The sequence below is a fragment of the Kitasatospora sp. Ki12 genome, assembly GCF_054601375.1.
On record NZ_BAAIHT010000003.1, the window covers coordinates 799,043 to 824,862 of the forward strand.

A 25,820-nucleotide genomic window follows, 5' to 3' on the forward strand; every position below is an offset into this window, starting at 1 on the left:
CGCGCGCCCGGCGTCCGGGATGCTTCCCTCGGGTGAACGCCCCGGCGAGTCGCCCGCGTACAGTGGCGGTCCGGGGGACGACGGGCCAGGACGGAACAGGACGGTGCGGCAGTGAGCGGTACGGCGGCGGACAGCGCGGTGGGGCACCGGGCGCTGCACTGGCGGACCCGCCCGGACGGGGCCCGGGCCGCCGTCCTGGTGCTGCACGGCGGCGAGGAGCACAACCTCGCCCGGCCCGGCCGGCTCAACCTCCCCCTGCTGCGGATGCACGGCTTCCTGCGCGCCCTCACCCGGGCGACCGCGGACGCCGGGGTCGCCGTCGCCACCGTCCGCTACCGCCACCGCGGCTGGAACGGCGAACGCGCCGACGCCGCCCGGGACGCGCTCACCGCGCTCGACGAACTGGCCGCGCGGCTCGGGCCCGTACCGACCGTCCTGATCGGCCACTCCATGGGCGGCCGTGCCGCCCTCCGGGCCGGCGGCCACCCCTCGGTCACCGGACTGATCGCCCTCGCCCCGTGGTGCCCGGCCGAGGACCCGTGCGAACAGCTGGCCGACCGGGACGTCCTGCTGCTGCACGGCGACCGCGACACCGTCACGCTGCCCGCCGACACCCGCGCCTTCGCGGCCCGCAGCCGCGCCGCCGGGGCCCGCGTCTGCGGCTACACCGTCGCCGGCAGCGGCCACGCCATGCTCCAGCGCGTCCCCGACTGGCACCGCGCCACGACCCGCCTCACCACCGCGCTCCTCGGCCTGCACCCGCTGCCCGCCGAAGCCGCCTCCGCCCTCGCGCTCCCACCCGCCTCCCCCGAGGCGCTCACCCTCCCCTCCCCCGCCAGCCCCGCCACACCCCGGCCGTCCCGGCCGACGCCTGACGCCACCGGCGCCCCGCTCACCCGGGCCTCCCGGCCGACCTCCGGCACCAGCATGGCCCGCGCCCCTGTCACCGGACCCCCACGAGCGGGCCCGCGACAACACCCCGGCCGAACCACCCGGGCCTTCCCTCCGGCCCACCCAGTCGACTCCTGACACCACCACCGCCCACCGGCGCCTCGCCGTGCCGGGGCGGCTGCGGCCGCGATGTGCCTCAGCCAGCGTGTCTCAGAGCGTGTGCCACAGGGCGGTGGCGAAGACGGCCGTGACCCAGGTCCAGAGGGCGGAGAGGCCGAGGTGGGCGGCGGTGCGCAGGGGGTCGCCGCGCCACAGCTTCGGGGAGAAGACGGCGAATTCGAAGAGCCAGCGCAGCCCCCAGAAGAGGGTCTGGCCGGCCAGCAGGGCGGTGCCGAGACAGCCGGCCGCGAGCAGGTCGGGGGCCAGGCAGAGCGGGAGCAGCCCGAGCAGGACGCAGGCCAGCCCGATGAAGAAGAGGTGGGCGTAGGAGACCTGGCGGGTCAGCAGGGTGGTGCCGCACAGGTCCCCGGGCCAGCCGATGGCGCGGGGCAGCACGGCGTGGACCAGTCCCATCGCGACGAGGGCGGCGCCGACCAGGCGCAACTGGGCTTCCAGGGTGAGGAGTTCGCTCATGAGACGGGCTTCCGGAAGGCGATGGCGGTGACCAGGCCGGCGATCCGGCGCTCGGTGGCCGGGTGCAGGCCGGCCTCGGCGGCGTGGCGGAGCCAGGTGGCCCGGGAGTGGAAGTGCCAGGCGCCGGGGCCGTAGACGGCGGCGTTGGCGGTGTCGCGCAGGTGCTCGACGAGCAGCAGGGTCCCGCCGGGGCGCAGGGCGCGGGCGGCCTCGGCGAAGAGGGCGGTGCGGTCGGCGGGGCGGCGCAGCTCGTGGGCGGCGAAGACGGCGAACACCGTGTCCAGCGCGGCCGTTTCGGCGGGCAGGGCGTCGGCGCGGGCCGGGATGCCGCCGGGGGCGGGCGGGACGAGTGCGCGGGCGCGCCGGATGGAGGCGCCGGCGGTCGCCGGGTCGTACAGGTCGGCGACCCGGCCGCGGGCGCCGGGGTGGCGTGCGGCGAGCGGGCGGCCGATCTCGTTGAGGCCGGTGTCGACGATCAGGTGGTCGCCGGGGCCGTCCGGCAGGAGGGCGGGCAGCCAGTGGTAGCCGTGGAGTTCGGAGCGGTCGTAGACGGCCCAGGTGGCGAGGAGGCTGCTGACGACGTACCCGGCGGCGACGCCGGCGGCCGTCCGGGCCAGCGCGGCGGCGGGGCCGGGCAGGCGGCGGGCCAGTGCCCAGCCGGTGGCGGCGGTGAGGGTTCCGGCGGCGTACATCGGCCAGTTGTAGCGGACGACGTCGCGCACGCCGGAGGGGTGGGGGCCGGAGGCTTGGTGACCGGTCATCGGGCGGCTCCGGTGGGGCGTCGGCGGGGGCCGGTGGGCGGCGGGGGCAGCACGGGGGCTCCCGTCGCCGCAGGTCGCGGCCGGGGGATCCCGCGCGCCCTCATCATGGCGCACGCCTTTGAACGCGTTCAACTCGGGGTGCCGACGCAGCCGTGCCACCGGGGAGGAGCCACGGCGGGCGGGCGGGCGGTCAGGCGGTCAGGCGGATTCCCGGCCCGCGCCCAGGGCGGGGAGGTGGCCGGCCAGCAGCGCCTCGCCGAGCGGGGTGAGCCGGTGGGTGACCGTCCGGCCGGTGCGGCCCTTGACGGTGAGCCCGGAGTCGGCGAGGACGGTGGCGTGCTCGCTCGCCGAGGCGGTGGAGATGCCCAGGCGGGCCGCCAACTCCTTGGTGGAGCAGGGGCCGTGGACGGCGATGGACTCCAGGGCGGCGGCCCTGGTCTGGCCGAGCAGGGCGGTCAGGGTCCGGCTGGGGGCCGGTTCGGGCTCGGCGTGCAAGGGTCCACCGATCCTGGCCGGGTAGAGGAGCACGGGCTGTTGGGAGGGGTCCTCGAACCGGGCGATGACCGGACGGCGGGGGCCGAACACGCACGGCTGGAGCAGCAGTCCGCGGCCGTCCAGCCGCACGTCGTGCCGGCACCCGTTCGCCAGCGGGAAGCTGAGCACCGGGCGGCGCCAGGACACCGCCGGGTGCAGCGAGCCGAGGATCCGGTCCGGCTCGGTCATCCATCGGCGGCGCCCGTGCTCGGTGGTGACGATGCTCTCGATCTGCCGCCGGTACGGGTCGATCGCCCGGGTCTGGTACTCGGCGGTGACGTGGCCGAGCACCTCGCGGGCCCGCCGGTCGCCCGCCGCCACGCCGCGCGCGAAGGCGCTCAACCGCCGCTCCCCGCCGACCGCGCGCAGGTGCTCGCGCAGCGGCGCCTCCGGCGTGGCTGCGGTGGCGCTCTCGGTGGCCCCCGGATCGCGCCGGACGGTGAGGAACTCCGGGATCGCCGAGGGGGTGTAGAGGTCGAAGAGGAGGGAGGTGCGCGGGCTCCAGGAGGCCCGCAGGCGGTCCCGCCAGGGCTCGAAGCGCGGATCGCGCAGCCCGTTCACCAGGGCGTGCACGCTGAGTGACAGTTCCATCGACATGTCCGGACGCTCCGCGACCCGGACCCGCGCCAGGTCGTCCGCCCCGAAGAAGATTCTCAGCACGACCGCGATCGTCGCCCCGGGACGGGCCGCGCCGCAAGACCGTTCGGCGAGAACCGAATCGTTTGCCCGCCGCCCGCCGCCCGGGCCAGGCTGGGGCTCCCGCGCCTCCCCTCCGGAGGGCGCGGCCGGCCGGGCGGGGTGCCCCGGCGGCGGCCGGGGCGGCCGCGGCGTCCGGGGCGTCCGGGGCGGCCGGGGCGTCCGGATGACGGACCGGACGCCCGGTGGGGGCGGGCCCGGGGGCTCGTCCCCACGCGATCCCCTCGGGCCCGCCCCGCCCGCCGATTCCGCCCGTCACCCCTCCCGCACGGCCCGCGATCGCCCTCAGCCCAGGTCCGCCGGGGACTCCACGACGACCCCGTAGAGGTCGCCGATCGTCGCCAGCGCGCCGCGGTGGACCTGGGCGGCGGTCAGCTCGGCGCCCGCCGACGGCAGCGGCCGGGTCGCGGAGGCGGCGGCCACCACGGTCGGGCGGTTGCCGCGCAGGAAGGCGCCGGCCGCGGTGAAGGCGACGCACATGTGGGTCATGAAGCCGGCCACGACCACGTCCCGGTGCCCGGCCGCGTCGACCAGCTCGCCCAGGTCGGTGCCGACGAAGGCGTCCGGGACCTGCTTGACCACGACGCGCTCGCCCTCGACGGGCGCCACGCTCGGGTGGATCCGCCCGATCTCGGCGCGGACGTCGTACGGGGTGCCCTCGCCGCCGTCGTTGATCACGTGGATGACGGTGGCACCGGCCGCCCGGGCCCGGGCGAGCAGGTCGGCGGCGGCGTCGAGCGCCTCCTGCCAGCCCTCCAGCTCCATCACGCCGCGTACGTAGGTGTTCTGGTAGTCGATCAGGATGACGGTCGCGTCGCCGAGGGAGGCCGGCTTGTCGTCGAGGCCGTTGAGGGTGCGCAGGGTCGTCGTGGGCACGGCGGTGCCACCTTTCACGTTCGGAGGGAGTGAGGTTTCCGCAGGTCACACGTGGTGTGCTCGGCCTCGAAAACGCTACGGCCGACGCCCGCGTGTCGGCAATGTCGTCTAACATGCAGATTCCGACATCAGGGGTCGGGGAACATCGAGGGATCGGGGGCATCCAGTGCGGGCAGTGCAGCCGGACACCGGGGCCGCGCGGCGGCTGATCGTCATCGTCCTGTTCGAGGGTGTCGACCTGCTCGACGTGACCGGCCCGCCCGAGGTGTTCTCGCTGGTCCGGCGGGAGACCGACGACGCGGCCGGCTACCGGGTCACCCTCGCCGCCGAGACCATGGCACCGGTCACCACCGCGGCGGGCGTGCGGATCCTGCCCGACCTCACCTTCGACCAGGCCGCCGAGGGCGGCATCGACACCCTGCTGGTGCCCGGCTCGGTCGAGGTGGACGACCGGCGCCGGGTCCGCGCGCTCACCGATCCGGCGGTGGTCGAGCGGGTCCGCACACTGGCCGCCCGCTCCCGCCGGGTGGCCAGCGTCTGTGTCGGCGCGCACCTGCTGGCCGCCGCCGGGCTGCTGGACGGCCGGCGCGCCACCACCCACTGGTCGACCGCGGGCCAACTCGCCGCCGAGTACCCGCAGATCGAGGTCGACGCCGACCCGATCTTCATCCGCGAGGGCGAGGTCTGGACCGGCGCGGGCATCAGCGCCTGCCTGGACCTCTCGCTCGCCCTGGTCGCCGAGGACTTCGGCGAGGAACTGGCCCTGCGGGTCGCCCGCCAGCTGGTGATGTACCTCAAGCGCCCCAGCGGCCAGAGCCAGTTCAGCGTCCCGCTGGAGCCGGTGTCCACCACCCGGCGGATCGAGGAGCTGCGCCACCACATCCTGCGCAACCTCTCCGGGCGGCTCACCGTCCCGGACCTCGCCGCCCACGCCCACGTCAGCGAACGGCAGTTGACCCGGATCTTCAAGACCGAACTGGGCACCACGCCGAGCGTCTACATCGAGTCGGCCCGGGTCGAACTCGCCCGCCACCAGCTGGAATCGGGCGATGCCACGCTCGAACGCATCGCCACCGCCTGCGGGTTCGGCACCACGGACACGCTGGTGCGCGCCTTCCGCCGCCGGCTCGGCACCACGCCGACCGACTACCGGCAGCGGTTCCGGACCACCGCGGCGGCGACGGGTACGGCCGTCACGGCAGCCGGACGGTGAACGCCGTACGGCCCGGCCGACCGGCGGTCCGCGCCTCTGCCCCCTGCCCCCGCTCCTGCTACGCCTCCCGCTTCTGCTGCGCCGCCCGCCAGGCCTCCCGGGCCACCAGCGGCGCCAGGTACGACCAGCGGTGCGAGCCGTCCGGGCAGACACCGCCCTCGACCAGCGCGGACACGGTGCGGCGGGTGAACGGCACCCACACCGCCATGTCGTGCTCGAAGGTGCTGTGGCAGGCGTCGCGGCGGCGGTCGATCTCCGCCGCGTCGAGCCGGGCCCGGACGGTGGCGACCAGCGTGTAGCAGGACGCCGGTTCGCTCCAGCCCAGCCAGGTGATCACCGCCGGTCCGACGTCGGCGGGCAGCAGCCCCAGCTCCTCCTCCAGCGCCCGGTGGACCAGCCCGTAGAAGTCCTCGGCGGCGCCCGGCTCGTCGCGGTACTTCATCGTCTCATTGATCCCGACCGTCCACTGCGCCGGGAAGGTCCTGACCGCCAGTGAGCGCCGGAGCAGCAACAGCCGGCCGGCGCGGTCCCGCACCGCGACGCAGGCGCTGACCATCGTGGGCGGCGCGCCGGCCACGAAGCTCGTCAGCCCCTCGTCCAGCGCCTCGCGCAGCAGCCGACCCGCCTCCGGGTCCTCGCGGCCCAGCCCGGTGGTGGCCATGCACTCCGCGTAGTCGCTCTCGGCGATGGTCACCTCGCACACCCGGGCGGCGCTGTGCTCACCGTGATCGACCGTCAGCCGCGAGATGTACGCCGTCCGGCCCGCCGCCCCGGCGGCCCGCTGCCGCGCCACCTCCTCGGCCCACCCGACCGCGTCCAGCACGTGCGGGCGTTCGACCCGCCCTCCGTACGAGGTCACCAGAGTTCCGGGGGACAGCGGCCGGGCCGCCGACCAGGTGATCAACGGCGCCAGGCCGTCCGCCCGGACGTCGTGCGCCCGGGCCGCCGCCGACAGACTCGCCCGCCGCACGCTCGGCGCCGGGACCCGTGAACCGATGCGTGAGCCGCCGTACTTGGCGAAGTCGTAGACCAGATTGGTCACCACGCCGAGCAGCAGCGCTCCGCCGATCCCCAGCAGCCATTCCACCCCAGGCCCCCCGCCTTCATGATCCGCCCGCCCCATTGTGGGGTCGGGCGGACGCCCGGGGAAAGGCCTCGCGTCCGCGAACGCATCCGTCCGAGCCGGCCGCCCGGCCGATCCACCCGGCCGGTGTTAGGGTGATCGACAGTCGACTCGGAGGCGCTGAACGATCGTGCGGGCAGCCGGAATCGACGCCACGGCGACCGCCAGGTCGGCGCTGCGCCGCTTCCCCTCCGCCGCCGGGTACGCGCTCCGCTGCCTCGCCACCGGGCTGGGCGCGCTGGTCGCGTCGGCCCTCCTGCTCGTCGTCCTCGCCCTCTGCCTCGTCGGCCTCGGCCTGCTGCTCCTCCCCGGCGCCGTTCACCTGCTGGGCCGCTACGCGGAGTTCCACCGACGGCTGGTCGGCCGGCGACTGGGCTCGGCGGTCCGCGCGCCGTACCGCGACGATCCCTTCCGCAGCCGTACGTCGCCCCTGCGCGATCCCGCCGTCCGCGAGGACCTGTTCCGGGACCTGCGCTGGCTGCTCGCCCACGGCACCGTCGGCACCGCCCTGTGCGCAGCCGGTCTCACCCTCTGCAGCCACGCCGTCAACTGGCTGACCGCGCCGCTGTGGTGGCGGCTCCTGCCGGCCGAGCGGGACGCCGTCATCCTGCTGAACGTCGACTCCTGGCCGGTGGCGGCGATCGCGGCGGTCGGCGGCGTCGGCTACGCCGCCCTCGCGGTCGCCGTCCTGCCGTTCCTCGCCGACCTGCACGCCCGTGCCTCCCGTCGGCTGCTGACCGCCCCCGGCCGCGAGTCGCTCGCCCAGCGGGTGCACCGACTGACGGTCAGCCGGTCCGCGGCGCTGGACGCCCACGCCGCCGAACTGCGGCGCATCGAACGGGACTTGCACGACGGCGCGCAGGCCGACCTGGTGGCCGTCTCGCTCCGGCTCGGCATGATCCGCCGGGCGCTCGCCCACCGCCCGGACCACGTCGCGGAGTTGGTGGACTCCACCCAACTGGTCACCGAACAGGCCCTGGAGTCCCTGCGGACGCTCGTCCGCGGCATCCACCCGCCCGTGCTCGCCGACCGCGGGCTCACCGAGGCCGTCCGCTCGCTCGCCGCCCACTGCGCCGTCCCCACCCGGACCGACCTCGACGGGGCGGCCGGCCCGCCGCCCCGCGCACCGGCCGCCGCCGAGGCCGCGGCCTACTTCGTGGTCGCCGAGGCGCTCACCAACGTCGCCCGGCACAGCGGCGCCTCCACCGCCCTGGTCCGGCTGCGGATCACCGCCGACGCGATCGCCGTCCGGGTCGAGGACGACGGCAGGGGCGGCGCCGCCGAGGGCACCGGGAGCGGCCTGCCCGGCCTGCGGCGGCGCGTCGCCGCCTTCGACGGGACCATCGACCTGTCCAGCCCACCCGGGGGCCCGACCGTACTGGAAGTGGACATCCCATGCGCGTCCTGATCGCCGAGGACAACGCCCTGCTCCGCGAGGGCCTGGCCCTCCTGCTGACCAGCGAGGGCCACGAGGTCTGCGCGGCCGTCGAGCACGGCGACGACCTGCTGCCCGCCCTGCTCGACCACCGCCCCGACGTCGCCGTGGTCGACGTCCGGCTGCCGCCCGGCTTCCGCGACGAGGGCCTGCGCGCCGCCGTCGAGGCCCGCCGCCGGCTCCCCGCCCTCCCCGTCCTGATCCTCTCCCAGTACGTCGAACACGCCTACGCCACCGAGCTGTTGGCCCAGAGCGCCACCGGGGTCGGCTACCTCCTCAAGGACCGGGTCGGCCGCGCCGAGGAGTTCCTGGAGGCCCTCCGCCGCGTCGCCGAGGGCGGCACCGCCTTGGACCCCGAGGTCATCAACCACCTGATGGCCCGCCGCACCGGCCCCGACCCGCTCGCCGCCCTCACCCCGCGCGAACGCGAGGTCCTCGCCCTGATGGCGGAGGGCCACAACAACCCCGCCATCGCCCGGCTCCTCTTCCTCGCCGAGAGCTCCGTGAACAAGCACATCGGCCACATCTTCACCAAGCTCGGCATGCCCACCCCCGACTCCGGCCACCGCCGCGTCCTCGCCGTCCTCACCTACCTCCGCACCCTCGCCGACCGGTAGGCGCGCCTGCTTGCGCCAGTCAGCGGCGTCCCGGCCCCGCCCGTGCCGCGGCCTGCGCGCGGGCGCGGCACGGCTGTTCCGCGGCCCGCGGATGTGGCGTAGCGTGGCCGGATGAACACGAACGCGTCCTCGCGGTACGACGTCGTGATCGTCGGCGGCGGGCACAACGGGCTGGTGGCGGCGGCGTACCTGGCGCGGGCCGGGCAGCGGGTGCTGGTGCTGGAGCGGCTGGCGCAGGTGGGCGGGGCCGCGGTCTCCGCGCGGGCCTTCCCGGGGGTGGACGCCCGGCTGTCGCGCTACTCCTACCTGGTGAGCCTGCTGCCGCGGACGATCGTCCGGGACCTGGGGCTGCGGCTGGACCTGCGGCGGCGCCGGATCTCCTCGTACACGCCCGTCGAGCGGGACGGGAGCCCGACCGGGCTGCTGGTGGACGCGGCCGACCCGGCGAGGACCGGGGAGTCGTTCCGGGCGCTCACCGGCGGCGACCGTGAGTGGCGGGCCTGGCAGCGCTTCTACGGGACGACCGGCCGGGTCGCCGAGCGGGTGTTCCCCACGCTCACCGAGCCGCTGCCCACCCGGGCGGAGCTGCGCCGCAGGATCGCGGACGAGGCCGCCTGGACCTCCCTGTTCGAGGAGCCGCTGGGCGCGGTGGTCGAGCGGACCTTCGCGGACGACCTGGTGCGCGGGGTGGTCCTGACGGACGCGCTGATCGGCACCTTCACCCACGCCCACGACCCCTCGCTGCGGCAGAACCGCTGCTTCCTCTACCACGTGATCGGCAACGGGACGGGCGACTGGGACGTCCCGGTCGGCGGGATGGGAGCGGTCACGGGCGCGCTCGCCGGGGCGGCGCTGGCGGCCGGCGCCGAGATCCGCACCGGCCACGAGGTGACCGCCGTCGCCGCCGACCGCGACGGCCGGGGGCGGGGCGAGGCCGAGGTGTCCTACCGGGACCGGGACGGCGGTACGGAGGGAACGGTGGCGGCCCGGCGGGTGCTGGTGAACGCCGCGCCGGCGGCCCTGGCCCGGCTGCTGGGCGACGATCCGGGGCCCGCACCCGAGGGCGCCCAGCTGAAGGTCAACATGGTGCTGCGCCGGCTGCCGCGGCTGTGCGACACCACCGCCGACCCGCGCGAGGCCTTCGCCGGGACCTTCCACATCGCGGAGGGCTACCGGCAGTTGGCGACCGCGTACGCCGAGGCGCGGGCCGGCCGGATGCCCTCGGCCCCGCCGTCCGAGATCTACTGCCACACCCTCACCGACCCGTCGATCCTCGGCCCGGACGCCGTCCGGCAGGGGCTCCAGACGCTCACCCTGTTCGGCCTGCACATGCCCGCCCGGCTGTTCGGCGACCCGGCGGCCAAGGAGCGCGCGCTGGCCGCGAGCCTGGCGCAGCTGGACGCGGTGCTGGCCGAGCCGATCGCCGACTGCCTGGCCGCCGACGCCGACGGCCGGCCCTGCCTGGAGGCCAGGACGCCGCCGGAGCTGGAGCGGGAGCTCGGCCTGCCGGGCGGCCACATCTTCCACCGGGACCTCGCCTTCCCCTTCCGGGACGCGGACGGCGGGGACGCGGACGGCGGGGACGGCCCCGGAGAGCCGGGCAGCGCCGCCGCCCGCTGGGGCGTGGCGACGGACCGCCCGAACGTCCTGCTGTGCGGCGCCGGGGCCGTGCGCGGCGGCGGGGTCAGCGGCATCCCGGGGCACAACGCGGCCCAGGCCGTCCTGGCCGACCTGGCTGACGCGGGCTGACATGGCCGACCTGGGGCGGGCCTGACAGCGGGCGGTCGGCCGGTCACCCGGCGCGTCCGGACACCCGCCCACCTGGCAGGTCACTCCCGGTGGCGGTTTACTGAGAGTGAGCAGGGCAGGAGGGAGGCCCTCCGATGGAATGTCCGCACCCACCCGGTTTCCACGTCGAGGTCCGTGAACGCTACGTCGCCGCCGTGGCGGAGGTGACCCGCCTGGTGCGGGCCGTTCCCGACGACGGCTGGACGGCGCCCACGCCGTGTCGGGACTGGGACGTCCGCACACTGATGAACCACCTTGCCGCACAGCACCTTTGGGTCTGCCAGGCGGTGGCCGGCTACACCCCGGAGGCGATCGGCCACCGGTTCGGGGGTGACGTACTGGGCCGCAACCCCGTCGGGGTATGGGCGATGGCCGCCGACACGGCGGTCCGCGCGCTCCACCAGCAGGACGTACCGGACCTGCTGGTGCACCTGCCGTACGGGGTGCGCGACGCCGGCGGGTACGCCCGCGAGCTGACCGCCGAGACCGTCGTGCACGGCTGGGACCTCGCCCGGGCCCTGGGCGAGACCGGCCGGATGCCGCCGGGCGCCGCCCGGTACGCGCTCGACGAGTTCCAGGGCTACCGCAACCTGGCCCGCACCGGCCTGTTCGACCCGCCACTCGTCACCGCGCCGGGCGCCGACGCCCAGGACCGGCTACTGGCGCTCACCGGACGGGACCCGAACTGGTCCTACGACACGACGCGCTGACGGTCCGTCAGCCATCTCTGGCCCCGGGACCCGCCGGAACCGCCGGACCCCCGCGCCCGGAACCGGGCGCGGGGGGTAGGAGGCCAGAGCGGTCACGCTGCGACGGTCAGGCGCGGGCGAGCACCCAGGCGCCGAGGCCGTTGCAGCCGCCCGCCGAGTAGGTGGTGGCGCGGAAGCCGGGCGGGACGGGCGAGCCGGGGCAGGTCCACAGGCCGACCCGGGCGATGTTGTGGTACCAGGCGCCGGCGCCGTCGCAGCCCGCCTGCATGTGGCCGGTGATCACGTACCCGGCGACCACCGGGGAGCCCGAGCAGGTCCAGATCCCGTCGTGCGGGAGGCCGTGCTGCCAGGCGCCGATGCCGCCGCAGCCGGCCCGCAGGTGGTTGATGATGACGTACCCGGGCACGACCGGAGAGCCGGCACAGGTCCATATGCCGTCCTTGACGAGGCTGTGGCGCCACGCGCCGATGCCCCGACAGCCGGACGTCACGTGGTCGGTGATGACGTAACCGGCGACCACCGGGGAGCCGGAGCAGGTCCAGATCCCGTCCTTCGCCGGCTGCTGGTACCAGGAGCCCCAGCCGCCGCAACCCGCGCCGTCGTGGTCGGTGATGACGTTCCCGGCGTCGACGGGCTGCCCGGAGCAGGCCCAGCGGCCCGAGCCGCCCCACCCCGCGGGCTTGGCCTCCGCCGAGGCCATGCCGGAGACCGTACCGCCCAGGACGACGGCCGCGACCAGCGCGAACGCCGCCGCCGCGGCTCCGATCCCCCTTCCGAGGACCGCCGTCGCCGCACGCTTCCACAACTGACGAACATTCATAGCCGTACCACTCCAGTCGGGTCGGGGGGAGGGAGGCGTCCCGACCGCCGGGGTGCCCGGCGGCGGAATCGAGAGTCACCTTACGGGGAGACCGCGTGAGAATTCGGTGGAGGTTCCCGGAATTTCGCCCACGGAGCCACCTTGTCCGAAACCTGCCATCGGACGGCCGGTCCGGTCCCCCGGCACCCGGTCCTCACCGCGTGTGACCAGGCCCGTCCGGGGTGACATCGCGTCCGGACGGGCGCATGGTGGAAGGAAGGACGACACGGACGACCGCCACCGGACCCGCCGCCCCAGGCCCCGGGCGGGCCCGAACGCTTCACATCCGGAGACCCCTCGGTCGCACACCTCCGGAGCACCGGACCTGCCGGGCCACCGGACCTCCGGACCTGCCGGACCTGCCGGGCCTCCGGACCGCCCGTCCGGTGCCGCGGCGGTGGCGTCCTGTCAGCTCCGGGAGGCAGACATGTCCATGGTGCTCATCACCGGCTCGTACCAGGTGTTCCATGACCGGCCCGACGGCGACACCGTCCACTTCCTGCCGCAGGACCCGGGCTTCTGGGGCGACGTCCCCGGGCTCAACCCGGTCAAACGCGACGAGAACGGCGGCGCCTCGCTGCGGCTGGACTCCATCGACGCCCTGGAAACCCACTACAAGGGCGTCGGCCCGGACTTCGCGCACCAGCCGCTGACGCTCGGCGCGCACGCCGCCCGCGACGAACTGCTGACGTGGCTCGGCTTCACCAGGGTCGTGCAGGACGACGAGGAGAAGGTCGTCGTCTCCACGCCGGACTCCGTCCCCGGCTACATCCTCACCGGCGGCGCGGACCCCTTCCGCCGCTGCATCGCGCTGGTCGGGCGCGGCGCCCCGCCGGACGTCGGCGATCCCCCGGCGCCCGCACGCAGCGGCTTCCACCTGGACGTCACCCTCGGCATGCTGCGCGCCACCGCCAACCACCACCTGCTGTCGCAGGGGCTGGTCTACCCCACCTTCTACGAGAGCCTCCCCGAAAAGCTCCGGGCGGACCTGACTGCCACCGCGAAGCAGGCCCGCAAGACCAAGGCCCCCGGCAGCGTCTGGCAACACGACGTGACCACCAGCGGCGCGAAGATCGAGAACCTCGACTCGCTCACCAAGGACCTCGTGATCCTGCCGAAGCTGTTCCGCCGACTCGTCGACTACGTCCGGCTGTTCGGCCCCGACCTGGGCTGCCTGCCCGCCTTCCTGGCCGGCGGCGCCGACGAGTTCACCCTGCCCGAGCTCCGCAAGCCGCCCACCGTCGGCCTGCAGCACGTCGTCGAGGTCATCGGCAACAACACGGTGCGGATGACCCGGCCCATCGAGGACCTGCTGTTCAGCGAGACATGACCCTCGCCGGCCCGCTCTCGAACGTCCAGGTCGCATTCACGCCAGCCGGAAATGCGAAAAGCCCCTGATCCGAGTGGATCAGGGGCTTTTCAGCAATGATTGTTCGGCGGCGTCCTACTCTCCCACAGGGTCCCCCCTGCAGTACCATCGGCGCTGTGAGGCTTAGCTTCCGGGTTCGGAATGTAACCGGGCGTTTCCCTCACGCTATGACCACCGAAACACTATGAAACTGTCAACCGACACCCGACCAAGAATCGGGTGGGTCGTTGTTTCAGAACAACACAGTGGACGCGAGCAACTGAGGACAAGCCCTCGGCCTATTAGTACCGGTCAACTCCACCCCTTACAGGGCTTCCATATCCGGCCTATCAACCCAGTCGTCTACTGGGAGCCTTACCCTCTCAAGGAGGTGGGAGTGCTCATCTCGAAGCAGGCTTCCCGCTTAGATGCTTTCAGCGGTTATCCCTCCCGAACGTAGCCAACCAGCCATGCCCTTGGCAGGACAACTGGCACACCAGAGGTTCGTCCGTCCCGGTCCTCTCGTACTAGGGACAGCCCTTCTCAACACTCCTACGCGCACAGCGGATAGGGACCGAACTGTCTCACGACGTTCTAAACCCAGCTCGCGTACCGCTTTAATGGGCGAACAGCCCAACCCTTGGGACCTACTCCAGCCCCAGGATGCGACGAGCCGACATCGAGGTGCCAAACCATCCCGTCGATATGGACTCTTGGGGAAGATCAGCCTGTTATCCCCGGGGTACCTTTTATCCGTTGAGCGACGGCGCTTCCACAAGCCACCGCCGGATCACTAGTCCCTACTTTCGTACCTGCTCGACCCGTCAGTCTCACAGTCAAGCTCCCTTGTGCACTTACACTCAACACCTGATTGCCAACCAGGCTGAGGGAACCTTTGGGCGCCTCCGTTACCCTTTAGGAGGCAACCGCCCCAGTTAAACTACCCACCAGACACTGTCCCTGATCCGGATCACGGACCCAGGTTAGACATCCAGCACGACCAGAGTGGTATTTCAACGGCGACTCCACAACAACTGGCGTTGCTGCTTCAAAGTCTCCCACCTATCCTACACAAGCCGAACCGAACACCAATATCAAGCTATAGTAAAGGTCCCGGGGTCTTTCCGTCCTGCTGCGCGAAACGAGCATCTTTACTCGTAATGCAATTTCACCGGGCCTATGGTTGAGACAGTCGAGAAGTCGTTACGCCATTCGTGCAGGTCGGAACTTACCCGACAAGGAATTTCGCTACCTTAGGATGGTTATAGTTACCACCGCCGTTTACTGGCGCTTAAGTTCTCAGCTTCGCCCTGTCGAAACAGAGCTAACCGGTCCCCTTAACGTTCCAGCACCGGGCAGGCGTCAGTCCGTATACATCGCCTTACGGCTTCGCACGGACCTGTGTTTTTAGTAAACAGTCGCTTCTCGCTGGTCTCTGCGGCCACCCCCAGCTCAAGGTGCAAGACCCATCACCAGGAATGGCCCCCCTTCTCCCGAAGTTACGGGGGCATTTTGCCGAGTTCCTTAACCATAGTTCACCCGAACGCCTCGGTATTCTCTACCTGACCACCTGAGTCGGTTTGGGGTACGGGCCGCCATGAAACTCGCTAGAGGCTTTTCTCGACAGCATAGGATCATCCACTTCACCACAATCGGCTCGGCATCAGGTCTCAGCCTCAATGAGTGACGGATTTGCCTATCACTCGGCCTACACCCTTACCCCGGGACTACCACCGCCCGGGCTGGACTACCTTCCTGCGTCACCCCATCGCTCACCTACTACGTTGGGTCCCGGCTCCACCACTTCCCTTTGCCCGAAGGCTCCAGGACGGCTTCACGGGCTTAGCATCAAGGTTCGACGTTGGCGCTTCAAAGCGGGTACGGGAATATCAACCCGTTGTCCATCGACTACGCCTGTCGGCCTCGCCTTAGGTCCCGACTTACCCTGGGCAGATCAGCTTGACCCAGGAACCCTTGGTCAATCGGCGCAAGAGTTTCCCACTCTTGTATCGCTACTCATGCCTGCATTCTCACTCGTATACCGTCCACGACTGGTTTCCACCGCCGCTTCACCCGGCACACGACGCTCCCCTACCCATCACACAGCCGTTGGCCTTCGCATGTGAATGACACGACTTCGGTGATGTGCTTGAGCCCCGCTACATTGTCGGCGCGGAATCACTTGACCAGTGAGCTATTACGCACTCTTTCAAGGGTGGCTGCTTCTAAGCCAACCTCCTGGTTGTCTCTGCGACTCCACATCCTTTCCCACTTAGCACACGCTTAGGGACCTTAGTCGGTGTTCTGGGCTGTTTCCCTCTCGACCATGGAGCTTATCCCCCACAGTCTCACTGCCACGCTCTCACTTACCGGCATTCGGAGTTTGGCTAAGGTCAGTAACCCGGTAAGGCCCATCGCCTATCCAGTGCTCTACCTCCGGCAAGAAACACGTGACGCTGCACCTAAATGCATTTCGGGGAGAACCAGCTATCACGGAGTTTGATTGGCCTTTCACCCCTAACCACAGGTCATCCCCCAGGTTTTCAACCCTGGTGGGTTCGGTCCTCCACACGGTCTTACCCGCGCTTCAACCTGCCCATGGCTAGATCACTCCGCTTCGGGTCTTGGGCATGCAACTGGGTCGCCCTATTCGGACTCGCTTTCGCTACGGCTACCCCACACGGGTTAACCTCGCTACACACCGCAAACTCGCAGGCTCATTCTTCAAAAGGCACGCAGTCACGGCCCACCAGCAAGCTGATGAACGACGCTCCCACGGCTTGTAGGCACACGGTTTCAGGTACTATTTCACTCCGCTCCCGCGGTACTTTTCACCATTCCCTCACGGTACTATCCGCTATCGGTCACTAGGGAATATTTAGGCTTAGCGGGTGGTCCCGCCAGATTCACACGGGATTTCTCGGGCCCCGTGCTACTTGGGAGTTCTTCAAACGAGCCGTACAGATTTCGTCTACGGGGGTCTTACCCTCTACGCCGGACCTTTCGCATGTCCTTCGACTACCCATACGGTTTCTGACTCGCCGACCGGCCGGCAGACCGATCAAGAAAAATCCCACGACCCCGCATTGGCAACCCCTGCCGGGTCTCACACCAATACGGTTTAGCCTCATCCAGTTTCGCTCGCCACTACTCCCGGAATCACGGTTGTTTTCTCTTCCTGCGGGTACTGAGATGTTTCACTTCCCCGCGTTCCCTCCACACTGCCTATGTGTTCAGCAGCGGGTGACAGCCCATGACGACTGCCGGGTTTCCCCATTCGGACACCCCCGGATCAAAGCTCGGTTGACAGCTCCCCGGGGCCTATCGCGGCCTCCCACGTCCTTCATCGGTTCCTAGTGCCAAGGCATCCACCGTGCGCCCTTAAAAACTTGGCCACAGATGCTCGCGTCCACTGTGCAGTTCTCAAACAACGACCAGTCACACACCCTCGACACCCAACCGGGCTGCCTCAAGTGAGGCCGGCACTGAGACAACGGAAACCCGTTCCCTCAGGACCCAACAACGTGCCCGACACAGTCAATCCCAGATCGCTTTCCACGCCGAAGCAGTACTACGTCCGATCTCTTCCTGTGCCGAATAGTCAACGTTCCACCCATGAGCGACCGTGCAGAACATTCGCCTGCAAGCGGCCATGTGCTCCTTAGAAAGGAGGTGATCCAGCCGCACCTTCCGGTACGGCTACCTTGTTACGACTTCGTCCCAATCGCTGGTCCCACCTTCGACGGCTCCTCCCCTTACGGGTTAGGCCACCGGCTTCGGGTGTTACCGACTTTCGTGACGTGACGGGCGGTGTGTACAAGGCCCGGGAACGTATTCACCGCAGCATGCTGATCTGCGATTACTAGCAACTCCAACTTCATGGGGTCGAGTTGCAGACCCCAATCCGAACTGAGGCCGGCTTTTTGGGATTCGCTCCGCCTCGCGGCATCGCAGCCCTTTGTACCGACCATTGTAGCACGTGTGCAGCCCAAGACATAAGGGGCATGATGATTTGACGTCGTCCCCACCTTCCTCCGAGTTGACCCCGGCAGTCTCCTGTGAGTCCCCATCACCCCGAAAGGCATGCTGGCAACACAGAACAAGGGTTGCGCTCGTTGCGGGACTTAACCCAACATCTCACGACACGAGCTGACGACAACCATGCACCACCTGTATACCGACCACAAGGGGGCACCTGTCTCCAGGTGTTTCCGGCATATGTCAAGCCTTGGTAAGGTTCTTCGCGTTGCGTCGAATTAAGCCACATGCTCCGCTGCTTGTGCGGGCCCCCGTCAATTCCTTTGAGTTTTAGCCTTGCGGCCGTACTCCCCAGGCGGGGAACTTAATGCGTTAGCTGCGGCACCGACGACGTGGAATGTCGCCAACACCTAGTTCCCAACGTTTACGGCGTGGACTACCAGGGTATCTAATCCTGTTCGCTCCCCACGCTTTCGCTCCTCAGCGTCAGTAATGGCCCAGAGATCCGCCTTCGCCACCGGTGTTCCTCCTGATATCTGCGCATTTCACCGCTACACCAGGAATTCCGATCTCCCCTACCACACTCTAGCCTGCCCGTATCGAATGCAGACCCGGGGTTAAGCCCCGGGCTTTCACATCCGACGCGACAGGCCGCCTACGAGCTCTTTACGCCCAATAATTCCGGACAACGCTCGCACCCTACGTATTACCGCGGCTGCTGGCACGTAGTTAGCCGGTGCTTCTTCTGCAGGTACCGTCACTTGCGCTTCTTCCCTGCTGAAAGAGGTTTACAACCCGAAGGCCGTCATCCCTCACGCGGCGTCGCTGCATCAGGCTTTCGCCCATTGTGCAATATTCCCCACTGCTGCCTCCCGTAGGAGTCTGGGCCGTGTCTCAGTCCCAGTGTGGCCGGTCGCCCTCTCAGGCCGGCTACCCGTCGTCGCCTTGGTAGGCCATTACCCCACCAACAAGCTGATAGGCCGCGGGCTCATCCTGCACCGCCGGAGCTTTACACCAACCCCCATGCGGAGGAAGGTCATATCCGGTATTAGACCCCGTTTCCAGGGCTTGTCCCAGAGTGCAGGGCAGATTGCCCACGTGTTACTCACCCGTTCGCCACTGATCCACCCCGAAGGGCTTCACCGTTCGACTTGCATGTGTTAAGCACGCCGCCAGCGTTCGTCCTGAGCCAGGATCAAACTCTCCGTGAATGTATACCCGTAATCGGGTCGACACCCGCGTTGAGCGGCACGGCAACCACCGGAATAGGGTGATCCCGCGCACTGCGTCCTCGCTAGTGTTTTAATTCAAAAGGAATCTCCAACCCCAGAACAATCTGAGGCCGGGGATGTCAACATATCTGGCGTTGACTTTTGGCACGCTGTTGAGTTCTCAAGGAACGGGCGCTTCCTTCGGACTGCCTTCCAGCAGGCCCTCCGGGCTTCGTTCTTTCGTGTTTCCAGCTTATCAGATGTTTTCCGCGCCGTTTCCGGGCTTCCTCATCCAACTCGCCGGTGTCTTCTGCGGCTTGACGCCCCGTCCGACGTTTCAAACTCTAGCCGATCCCCGCTCCGAAAAGCGAATCGACCGCAATCCAATAAAACGAACATGCCAAATACACACGGAGCCACGACGCGAAAACGCGAACGCGACCCAGCCCGAACCTGGGAAGTGGTGTTTCAGAGGATTGGCCGCCCCGGGACCGTCCGCGCCGATGCGTGTCCGGTGCTCCCTGCCGAGCGACTAGAGAACAGTACTCCCACTCCGCCCGCGAGCCAAACCGCTCCCACCTCAACGAGACGTTCATCGAACGTCTACCGCCGTGCTCCATGATCGTTCGTGTCAGGCGCTCCAGGAACCACCGGGCGCGAAGAACGAGGAAGAGGCACACGGGGACATGAAGAAGACGAAGAAGGCCCTCCGGAACATCGCGATGGCCGCCGCCACCACCGCGCTCGCCATCGCCGGAACCATGACCGCGACCGGCACCGCGGAGGCGGCGGTCGACCGGGGCGACGGCAGCTACATCTCGATCTACGACGACGAGCCGCTCTACAAGGGCTGGCACCTGGACGCCGGCACCACCCGGGCCATCATGCAGGACGACGGCAACTTCGTCGTCTACCAGCCCAGCAGGACGACCTTCCAGATCACGGACGTCCTGGCCAGCAACACCGTCGGCCGCGGCTACAAGGCCGTCATGCAGTCCGACGGAAACTTCGTCGTCTACGACGCCGGCAACAACGCCCTCTGGTCCACCGGCACCTGGGGCCACCCGCACGCCCGGCTGACCGTCCACGCGTCGGGGCGCTCCGGCGTCTACTGGGGCGGCGGCGTCATCCCCCGCTCCAGCACCACCGGGCCCGGCACCAACGCGTTCTACCTCTCCTCCGACCTCTACTGAGCCCTCCCCGGCCCATCCCCCCGGCCCGCGAGCCGACTGACCAGCTCGGCCACCGTCCCCCGTGGCCGAGCTGCCAGCCGTTCCGCCGCCCCGTGCTGCTGACACGGCGGGAAAGCCGACCGCACCCGGCCTGCGCCGGGTGCGGTCGAGTGCGGTCGGGGACGCGGCCGGGACGCGCCGTCGCCTACGGGAGGTCGCCTACTTGAACAGGCGGTCGCCGCTGGTGGCCATGCGGTGGGTGGAGCCGTGCCGGTTCACCCAGTCACGGACGAGGTTGACGGCGTTGGCGCACTGCCAGCTGTCGTCGTACTCACGCACCCCGGTGAAGGCGCCGTAGCCGGCGATGATGCCGTCCACGCCGGCGTCACCCAGCAGCTTGTCGACGTACCAGGGGTCGTTGTAGGTGGTCGTCCAGGAGAGTGTGGCCGCCAGCCGTCCGGCGGCGCGGTCGCCGGCTCCCTTCTTCAGCTCGGCGCAGGTGTTGTAGGTGGCCTCCGTGCAGTTGCCGAACCCCTTGGTGATGTCGCTGTCGCCGTAGTCCATCGCGCGGCGGCCGGCCGGGAATCCGGCGCCGGACCGGTTGAAGGCGCTGGTCACCTGGTCGCGGGTGCCGGTCGTCGTGATGCCTTCCAGGGGTCCGAGCTTGCCCTCCAGGCTCTTCCAGCCCCGGCCGCCGACGTCGGGGGTGTTGCCGGGGTGGTACTCGTAGAAGCCGTAGAGCACCTGGATCCCGGCGGCCGTCAGCCGCTGCGTCTTGTCGCGCAGTCCGGCGACGCTGCAGGTGCGGTTCGGCTCGGCCCCGCAGTAGTTCGGGTCCTTGATGTCCAGCCAGACCAGCGACAGCCGGCGGCCCGCGTCGGCGTTGGAGAGGATGCGGTCGATCATGCTGTCGAAGCTGGGGCCCAGGCGGTTCTCCCCGGCCGAGGAGCAGTCGTGGTAGGCGCGCCACTCGTTCGGGTTCCACCAGGCGCAGACGTCGATCTCGATGCCGTTGGCACCGTGCTTGAGCGCGGCGTCCACGCCCTCCACGGTGTCGACCCGGTGCGCGATGGCGTAGATCGCGTGCCGCTGGTCGGCCGCGGCCGCCGGGGTCGCGCCGACCGCGGTGACACCGGCGATCCCGCACAGCGCCGCCATCACGGCCGGGACCACCCGCACGCCGCCCGCACCGCGCCTGAGGTGAGTGGTCAAGGAGCACTCCTTCCGGAGACGTTCTGATGTGGACATGCCCATTGCACCAACGGTGCGTTGCCGAACGGTAAACGGTCAATAAGCGAACGACCTACGACGACCGCTCAAGTCCGTTTCCGTCAGGTCCGCTTGAAGAACTCCACCTCGGCCAGGGCGATGGCGCGGCCGGGGCCGGTGCCGGCGGCTTCGCGGACGGTGAGCTTCACCTGGACGACGTCGCTGATCCCGGTCGCCACGGTCTGCGGGCCCGGTTGGTCGTTGAGGGTGAGCTGCTTCCGGTGCTGCTCCCCGTCCGAGGAGGTCACCTCCAGGAACAGGACGAGGGGGCGGGCCTGCTGCTGGAACTGCTGCGGGTCCGCGGAGCCGCCGGTGTGGACGATCAGGTCCACCAGGCGGAACGGACTGCGGAAGTCGAAGGTGATGGAGTCCCCGACCGCGGGCGCGGCCCAGTAGCTGTTGGTGAGGCCGTCGTCGGCCGCGGTCGCCGGGTGGCCGTCCAGGGCGGCGCTCGCCGAGGTCGCGCTGGGGGTGATCGGCGCGGTGCTGCCGAGCTTGTCCAGTACGTCCTGGTAGGCCTTCTGGCCGGCCGGGTACAGCAGGATGCCGGCGACCACCAGGGCGGCCAGCACCAGCAGCGCGATGGTGCGGCGCAGCGCGTTGCCCGAGCCGCCCATCCGCACCCGGCGCCGGAACGGCCAACGGGTGCGCCACCAGGGCAGCTTCGGCGGCGCTGCGGTGACGGTCAGCGGAGCCGCGCAGCGGCGGCAGAACCGGCGGTCGGGCAGGTTGGGCGTGCCGCACCGGGGGCAGGGCAGGCCGTCCGGGACCTCCTCCGCGGCGACCGCCCGGACCACCGGGCGCGGGGCCACGGGCTTGGCGGGCTGCACGGCCACCGGGTCGGCCGGCGGCTCGGGCTCCGGATCCGGCGCGGGGGCCGGAACGGCTACGGGGCCCGGTGCCGGAGTGGGTTCCGGGGTCGCGGCCGGGGCGGGGGTACGGGTCGACGCCCGGGTGGAGGTCGTCCGCGGGGGCTCGGCGGGTGCCGCGGGCGGTGGCTCCGCCGCGGGCGGGGTCGGGTTCTCCGGCTCCGCCGCGGGGACGGGCGGCTGCTCCCTCCGGGTACTGCGGGTGACCCGCCGGGACGCGGCTCGCCAGGTGGATTCGGTACGGGCGGTCTCGGGCGCGGTGGGCGCGGTGGGCGTAGCAGGTGCGGCTGGTTCGGTACGGGCGGAGGGCGCCGTACTGGTGACGGGCTCGGGTTCGGCCTGCGGCGCAGGAGCAGCAGCCGCAGGAGCAGCAGCCGCGGGCGCGGCGGCGCTGCGCGACCAGCCGAGGTACGCACCGCAGTTGCCGCAGAAGTCGTCCCCCTCGCCGTTGACCGTTCCGCAGTCGGGGCACACCGGCATCCGTCAGTCCTCCGCTCGCCCGGGTGGGCCGGGCAGGATCTCCACCCGGCAGTTCAGATGGACCGGGCAGCCCGCCCTCACGACGGACAGCACCTGGTCCTCGTCCAGGCCCTGGCCGCGCAGGGGCCAGACCCGGATCAGTACGTCACCGCCGGCCGCGGGCGGCGGTGCGGCGCCGGGGTCGGTCGTCCAGGAGGCGCCGGCGCCGTCCTCGATCTCGGCGCCGGCACCCAGCACCAGCCGCAGCCGTTCGGTGAGTCCGCGGCGGGTGCCGCGCCACCGGTGCAGCTCCAGGGCGCGTTCGACCACCGCGCGGCGCACCTCCTCCGGCCAGGCCGGGTCGACCTCCACCGCGACCCAGGACGCCAGCCAGTCCAGGAAGTCGGCCGGCGCGAGGCGGGGGTCGAAGTAGGCGGGCAGGCTGTCCAGGGTGGCGAAGACCGGGGCGAGGACGGTGTCCAGACCGGCCGTGAACCGCTGGGCGAAGTCGTCCTCGGCGAAGAGCGCGGGCAGCAGTTCGCCGATCGGGTGCGCGCTGGGCAGCCCGGGTATCGCGGCGCGACTCATGCGCCCACCTCGCTGCGCTCGCTCATGACACCCCGTCCTCGGCGACCGCGGTGACCACGATCTGGTGCTGGTGGGAGAAGACCAGCGCGTCCGGCGGGACCTCGACCCGCTCGGCGGGGGCGCCCCGGCGTCCGGTGATCGGGTCGGCCGGGAAGAGCCGCAGGTCCTCGACCCCGGTGACGGCGGCCACCCGCTGGAGCACGGCGAACACCTCCCCGTACTGCACGGCCCGGCCGAACGGCCAGCCGGTGCCGTCGGCGCCGCCGCGCAGCGGGTTGAGGTACCGGTACAGCTCGGCGAGCACCGCCTCCCGGACCCGGTCGGGGTCGGTGGCGCCGGTGGTGAGCCGGGCGACCACCGTGACGCCCTGGTAGGCGGGCGGCTGCACGACGACCCGGGTGCCGATCAGCCGTCGCTCGTCGAGCGCGGTCGCGACGGCGGCCAGCACCTGCCCGTCCGGGATCAGCTGCTCGAACCGCAGCCGGTCGCCCTCGTCCGCGACCGCGTCGGGGACGACCAGGACGCGGACCGTCCCCGCGTCCTGGCCGCCGCCGGGAACGCAGCTGATCCGGGCGGCGGACGGTGCGGCCTGCCGGGCGATCAGCTCGAAGTCCCCGGCGGTGACGGCGCGTTCCTGGAGCCGCAGCTGGTGCGGGGCGCGCTGTTTGGCGTTCTCCACGGTCTCGCCGTCGACCCCGCCCCTCGCCGCCTCCCGGTTGTCCACCCGGGCGATGTACGGGACGGAGCTGCGCAGCACGGTGATCGTGCCGCGGGCGACGTTGCCGGCGATCCCGCCGCCGGTGCGGTAGTGCGGGACGCGCAGCCGGGCGCCCTTGGGCGGCACCGCGCCGAAGGCCCGCAGGCTGCCGTCGGGTTCGCGGACCGCGGGCGGGAACAGGAACTCGCCGGTGGTCGCGTCCAGCACCACGTGCCGGTCGGCCGGGGAGGAGTCGCCGAAGTGGTCGACGACCGTCCAGGGCTGCCAGCCGTCGCCGGCCGCGACCTCGACCACCGGCGGCTCGCCGTCGAGCAGGACCGGCGGCCTGGCCAGCCGGAAGCGCTGGCCCGCGACCCCTTCCGAGGAGCCGAGCGGCGCGTCGGTCACGGTCTGCGCGTGGGCGACGGTCGCGGTGCCGCCGACGGTGAACACCTCGGCCCGGCGGACGGTGGGCGACTCGGAGTAGAAGGGCTGGCCGGGCTGCGGCTCGGTGACCCGGCAGCGCAGCCAGCCGGCCCGCCGGCCGGCCACCACGGACGCGGTGTGCCCGGCCGGGACGAACACCACCACCTCGCCGGGCCGGTTGAGGCCGCCGGTGGTGTCGCTGCCGGTCTCGCAGGCGATCCAGCGCGCGCCGTCCCACACCTCCCAGGCCAGCGGCGGCTGGCGCGGGTCGACGCCGACGCCCTCCACCCGGCTGTCCAGCCGGACGACCAGGATGCAGCGCGGCACCACGGCCGGCAGGGCGAACAGCATGGCGTCCCCGGCCGCCGGGCGCGCCTGGAAGCACGGCACGTCCACTCCGTCGGCCAGCCGGGCGGTGGCGTCGGACTGCTCGCCGGAGGCGTGCACGGTGACCAGCCGCTCCAGCGTGCTGGGGACGATCGGGAGGTCCTCGGCGGTGGCGAAGACCACGGCTTCGTCGGTCTCGGTGCGCAGCGTGGAGACCTCGGTGCCGGCCCGCAGCAGGACCGTCTCCGGCTGGGGTGCCGAGAGCCAGAAGTCGACCTCGGCCCGGGCGGCGGCGGGCGGGAAGAGCCGGATGCCCAGCAGGTCGAGGAAGGCCGCGTAGTTCTTCTCCGGGACCCGGTTCAGCCGGTAGAGCAGCTGGTCGACCAGGTAGGCGAAGGTCTCGATGAGGGTGACGCCGGGGTCGGAGACGTTGTGGTCGGTCCACTCCGGCGCGCGCTGCTGCACGTACCGCTTGGCCTCGTCGACGAGTTGCTGGAAGCGGCGGTCGTCCAGGTTCGGGGAGGGCAGTGCCATCAGTTCTCTCCCCCGTCCGCCGCGGCCCCGTCCGGCCCGGCCGGGTGCTCGGGGATGGTGTAGAAGGGGAAGACCAGGTTGCGGCGGTCGTTGGTGGCCCGCACGGTGTAGTGGACGTCGATGTAGAGCGTTCCCTCGTCGACGCTGTCGAAGGCGATCACCACGTCGTCGACCTCGATCCTCGGCTCCCAGCGTTCCAGCGCGATCCGCACCTCGCGGGCGATCCGCCCGGCGGTGGTGCTGTCCCCCGGGGCGAAGACGTACTCGTGGATGCCGCAGCCGAACTCCGGGCGCATCGGGCGCTCGCCGGGGGCGGTGCCGAGGATGAGCCGGATGGCCTCCGCGATCTCCCGTTCCCGGTCCACCATGCCGATGCCGCCGGTGGCGTTCACCCGCAGCGGGAAGGCCCAGCCGCGGCCGATGAAGCTGCCCGTCACATCGCACCTCCGATCAGCACGTTGAACGCGCCGCTCGTGATGGTGGCGCCGCAGGTCGTCTTGTCCCCCATACGGGCCGCGGGCAGGCCGCCGATCAGGACCAGTCCCCCGGTGGCCGTGCCCAGTTGGGGCTCGACGAGGTTGGCGGGGCCCATCTCCACGTGCGGGACGCAGGCGTGGATGCTGCCGACCACCGCGGCGGGGCGGCCGCCGATCAGCACGGTCGCCACCTTGAGGGCGCCCGGCGGCGGGGTGGTGAGGGCGCCGCCGTGATCGGTCATGTCGCCGGTCCGGGCTGCGGGGGGCATGTGCGGTCTCCTGTTTCCGAGGGTGCCCGCCGCGTCGGGGGCACGTGTCTGCCGGGCACTG

Annotated in this window: 20 protein-coding genes and 3 rRNA genes; 8 read left to right on the forward strand and 15 right to left on the reverse strand. The window is 71.1% G+C overall.

The annotated features are described in order from the left end of the window. Window positions 1-111: 111 nt before the first annotated feature. Window positions 112-1,029 carry an alpha/beta hydrolase gene (locus tag ACYP53_RS34120; protein WP_459650320.1) on the forward strand — a complete coding sequence of 306 codons (918 nt, stop codon included), beginning with the start codon at window positions 112-114 and terminating at the stop codon, window positions 1,027-1,029. A gap of 72 nt (window positions 1,030-1,101) precedes the next feature. On the opposite strand, the gene ACYP53_RS34125 is transcribed toward ACYP53_RS34120, so the two are convergent. The 4 genes from ACYP53_RS34125 to ACYP53_RS34140 form a co-directional block, all read right to left on the reverse strand. Then, window positions 1,102-1,524 carry a hypothetical protein gene (locus ACYP53_RS34125; protein WP_459650321.1) on the reverse strand — a complete coding sequence of 141 codons (423 nt, stop codon included), beginning with the start codon at window positions 1,522-1,524 and terminating at the stop codon, window positions 1,102-1,104. Next, complete coding sequence (locus ACYP53_RS34130; protein WP_459650322.1) at window positions 1,521-2,285, reverse strand: class I SAM-dependent methyltransferase; 765 nt, start codon at window positions 2,283-2,285, stop codon at window positions 1,521-1,523. Before ACYP53_RS34130 ends, ACYP53_RS34125 begins: the two co-directional genes overlap by 4 nt. 198 nt (window positions 2,286-2,483) lie before the next feature. Next, window positions 2,484-3,479: an ArsR/SmtB family transcription factor gene (locus tag ACYP53_RS34135; RefSeq protein WP_459650323.1), complete on the reverse strand. Its 996-nt coding sequence runs from the start codon at window positions 3,477-3,479 to the stop codon at window positions 2,484-2,486. Window positions 3,480-3,800: 321 nt separating this feature from the next. After that, the gene (locus tag ACYP53_RS34140) at window positions 3,801-4,391 is read right to left on the reverse strand and encodes an isochorismatase family protein (protein ID WP_459650324.1); all 591 of its coding nucleotides are present in this window, start codon (window positions 4,389-4,391) and stop codon (window positions 3,801-3,803) included. A gap of 175 nt (window positions 4,392-4,566) precedes the next feature. Here ACYP53_RS34140 and ACYP53_RS34145 point away from each other — a divergent pair, with 175 nt between their 5' ends. Further along, a complete protein-coding gene (locus ACYP53_RS34145) occupies window positions 4,567-5,604 on the forward strand; it encodes a GlxA family transcriptional regulator (RefSeq protein WP_459650325.1) in 1,038 nt (345 codons plus the stop codon). A 58-nt stretch (window positions 5,605-5,662) separates the two neighbouring features. Here ACYP53_RS34145 and ACYP53_RS34150 read toward each other — a convergent pair whose 3' ends face one another. Then, on the reverse strand, window positions 5,663-6,691 hold the full coding sequence (locus tag ACYP53_RS34150; RefSeq protein WP_459650326.1) for a hypothetical protein: 1,029 nt from the start codon (window positions 6,689-6,691) through the stop codon (window positions 5,663-5,665). 166 nt (window positions 6,692-6,857) lie between these two features. On the opposite strand from ACYP53_RS34150, the gene ACYP53_RS34155 reads away from it, so the two are divergent. The 4 genes from ACYP53_RS34155 to ACYP53_RS34170 all read left to right on the forward strand — a co-directional run bounded on the left by ACYP53_RS34155 (window position 6,858) and on the right by ACYP53_RS34170 (window position 11,277). Then, window positions 6,858-8,135: a sensor histidine kinase gene (locus ACYP53_RS34155; protein ID WP_459650327.1), complete on the forward strand. Its 1,278-nt coding sequence runs from the start codon at window positions 6,858-6,860 to the stop codon at window positions 8,133-8,135. Next, window positions 8,123-8,779, forward strand: a complete 657-nt coding sequence (locus tag ACYP53_RS34160) for a response regulator transcription factor (protein ID WP_189926573.1) — start codon at window positions 8,123-8,125, stop codon at window positions 8,777-8,779. Before ACYP53_RS34155 ends, ACYP53_RS34160 begins: the two co-directional genes overlap by 13 nt. Window positions 8,780-8,890: 111 nt before the next feature. After that, window positions 8,891-10,528, forward strand: coding sequence for a phytoene desaturase family protein (locus ACYP53_RS34165; RefSeq protein ID WP_459650328.1), 1,638 nt, complete (start codon window positions 8,891-8,893; stop codon window positions 10,526-10,528). Window positions 10,529-10,662: 134 nt separating this feature from the next. After that, window positions 10,663-11,277, forward strand: coding sequence for a TIGR03086 family metal-binding protein (locus tag ACYP53_RS34170; protein ID WP_189926577.1), 615 nt, complete (start codon window positions 10,663-10,665; stop codon window positions 11,275-11,277). 106 nt (window positions 11,278-11,383) lie between these two features. Here the strand turns inward: ACYP53_RS34170 and ACYP53_RS34175 are convergent, their stop codons facing one another. Continuing rightward, window positions 11,384-12,097, reverse strand: a complete 714-nt coding sequence (locus tag ACYP53_RS34175; protein ID WP_459650329.1) for a hypothetical protein — start codon at window positions 12,095-12,097, stop codon at window positions 11,384-11,386. A gap of 466 nt (window positions 12,098-12,563) precedes the next feature. Here ACYP53_RS34175 and ACYP53_RS34180 point away from each other — a divergent pair, with 466 nt between their 5' ends. Continuing rightward, window positions 12,564-13,466: a nuclease gene (locus ACYP53_RS34180; protein ID WP_189926581.1), complete on the forward strand. Its 903-nt coding sequence runs from the start codon at window positions 12,564-12,566 to the stop codon at window positions 13,464-13,466. Between the two features lie 101 nt (window positions 13,467-13,567). Here ACYP53_RS34180 and rrf read toward each other — a convergent pair. From rrf to ACYP53_RS34195, 3 genes are all read right to left on the reverse strand, one after another. Next, window positions 13,568-13,684, reverse strand: a 5S ribosomal RNA gene (gene rrf, locus ACYP53_RS34185). An 82-nt stretch (window positions 13,685-13,766) separates the two neighbouring features. Further along, window positions 13,767-16,879 (reverse strand): 23S ribosomal RNA (locus ACYP53_RS34190). Window positions 16,880-17,149: 270 nt separating this feature from the next. Beyond that, a 16S ribosomal RNA gene (locus ACYP53_RS34195) occupies window positions 17,150-18,673 on the reverse strand. Together the 16S, 23S and 5S rRNA genes form the textbook arrangement of a ribosomal RNA operon. A gap of 686 nt (window positions 18,674-19,359) precedes the next feature. On the opposite strand from ACYP53_RS34195, the gene ACYP53_RS34200 reads away from it, so the two are divergent. Then, a complete protein-coding gene (locus ACYP53_RS34200) occupies window positions 19,360-19,866 on the forward strand; it encodes a hypothetical protein (RefSeq protein WP_459650330.1) in 507 nt (168 codons plus the stop codon). Between the two features lie 198 nt (window positions 19,867-20,064). Here ACYP53_RS34200 and ACYP53_RS34205 read toward each other — a convergent pair whose 3' ends face one another. The 6 genes from ACYP53_RS34205 to ACYP53_RS34230 form a co-directional block, all read right to left on the reverse strand. Continuing rightward, complete coding sequence (locus ACYP53_RS34205) at window positions 20,065-21,057, reverse strand: PI-PLC domain-containing protein (protein WP_459650331.1); 993 nt, start codon at window positions 21,055-21,057, stop codon at window positions 20,065-20,067. A 119-nt stretch (window positions 21,058-21,176) separates the two neighbouring features. Continuing rightward, window positions 21,177-22,463, reverse strand: a complete 1,287-nt coding sequence (locus ACYP53_RS34210) for an NADase-type glycan-binding domain-containing protein (protein ID WP_459650332.1) — start codon at window positions 22,461-22,463, stop codon at window positions 21,177-21,179. Window positions 22,464-22,466: 3 nt separating this feature from the next. After that, window positions 22,467-23,030, reverse strand: a complete 564-nt coding sequence (locus tag ACYP53_RS34215) for a phage tail protein I (protein ID WP_459650333.1) — start codon at window positions 23,028-23,030, stop codon at window positions 22,467-22,469. A gap of 22 nt (window positions 23,031-23,052) precedes the next feature. Next, on the reverse strand, window positions 23,053-25,014 hold the full coding sequence (locus tag ACYP53_RS34220; protein WP_459650334.1) for a putative baseplate assembly protein: 1,962 nt from the start codon (window positions 25,012-25,014) through the stop codon (window positions 23,053-23,055). Then, on the reverse strand, window positions 25,014-25,451 hold the full coding sequence (locus ACYP53_RS34225; RefSeq protein WP_189917879.1) for a GPW/gp25 family protein: 438 nt from the start codon (window positions 25,449-25,451) through the stop codon (window positions 25,014-25,016). Before ACYP53_RS34225 ends, ACYP53_RS34220 begins: the two co-directional genes overlap by 1 nt. Beyond that, window positions 25,448-25,759 carry a PAAR domain-containing protein gene (locus ACYP53_RS34230; RefSeq protein ID WP_459650335.1) on the reverse strand — a complete coding sequence of 104 codons (312 nt, stop codon included), beginning with the start codon at window positions 25,757-25,759 and terminating at the stop codon, window positions 25,448-25,450. The genes ACYP53_RS34225 and ACYP53_RS34230 overlap by 4 nt, the downstream gene beginning before the upstream one ends. Window positions 25,760-25,820 lie beyond the last annotated feature (61 nt).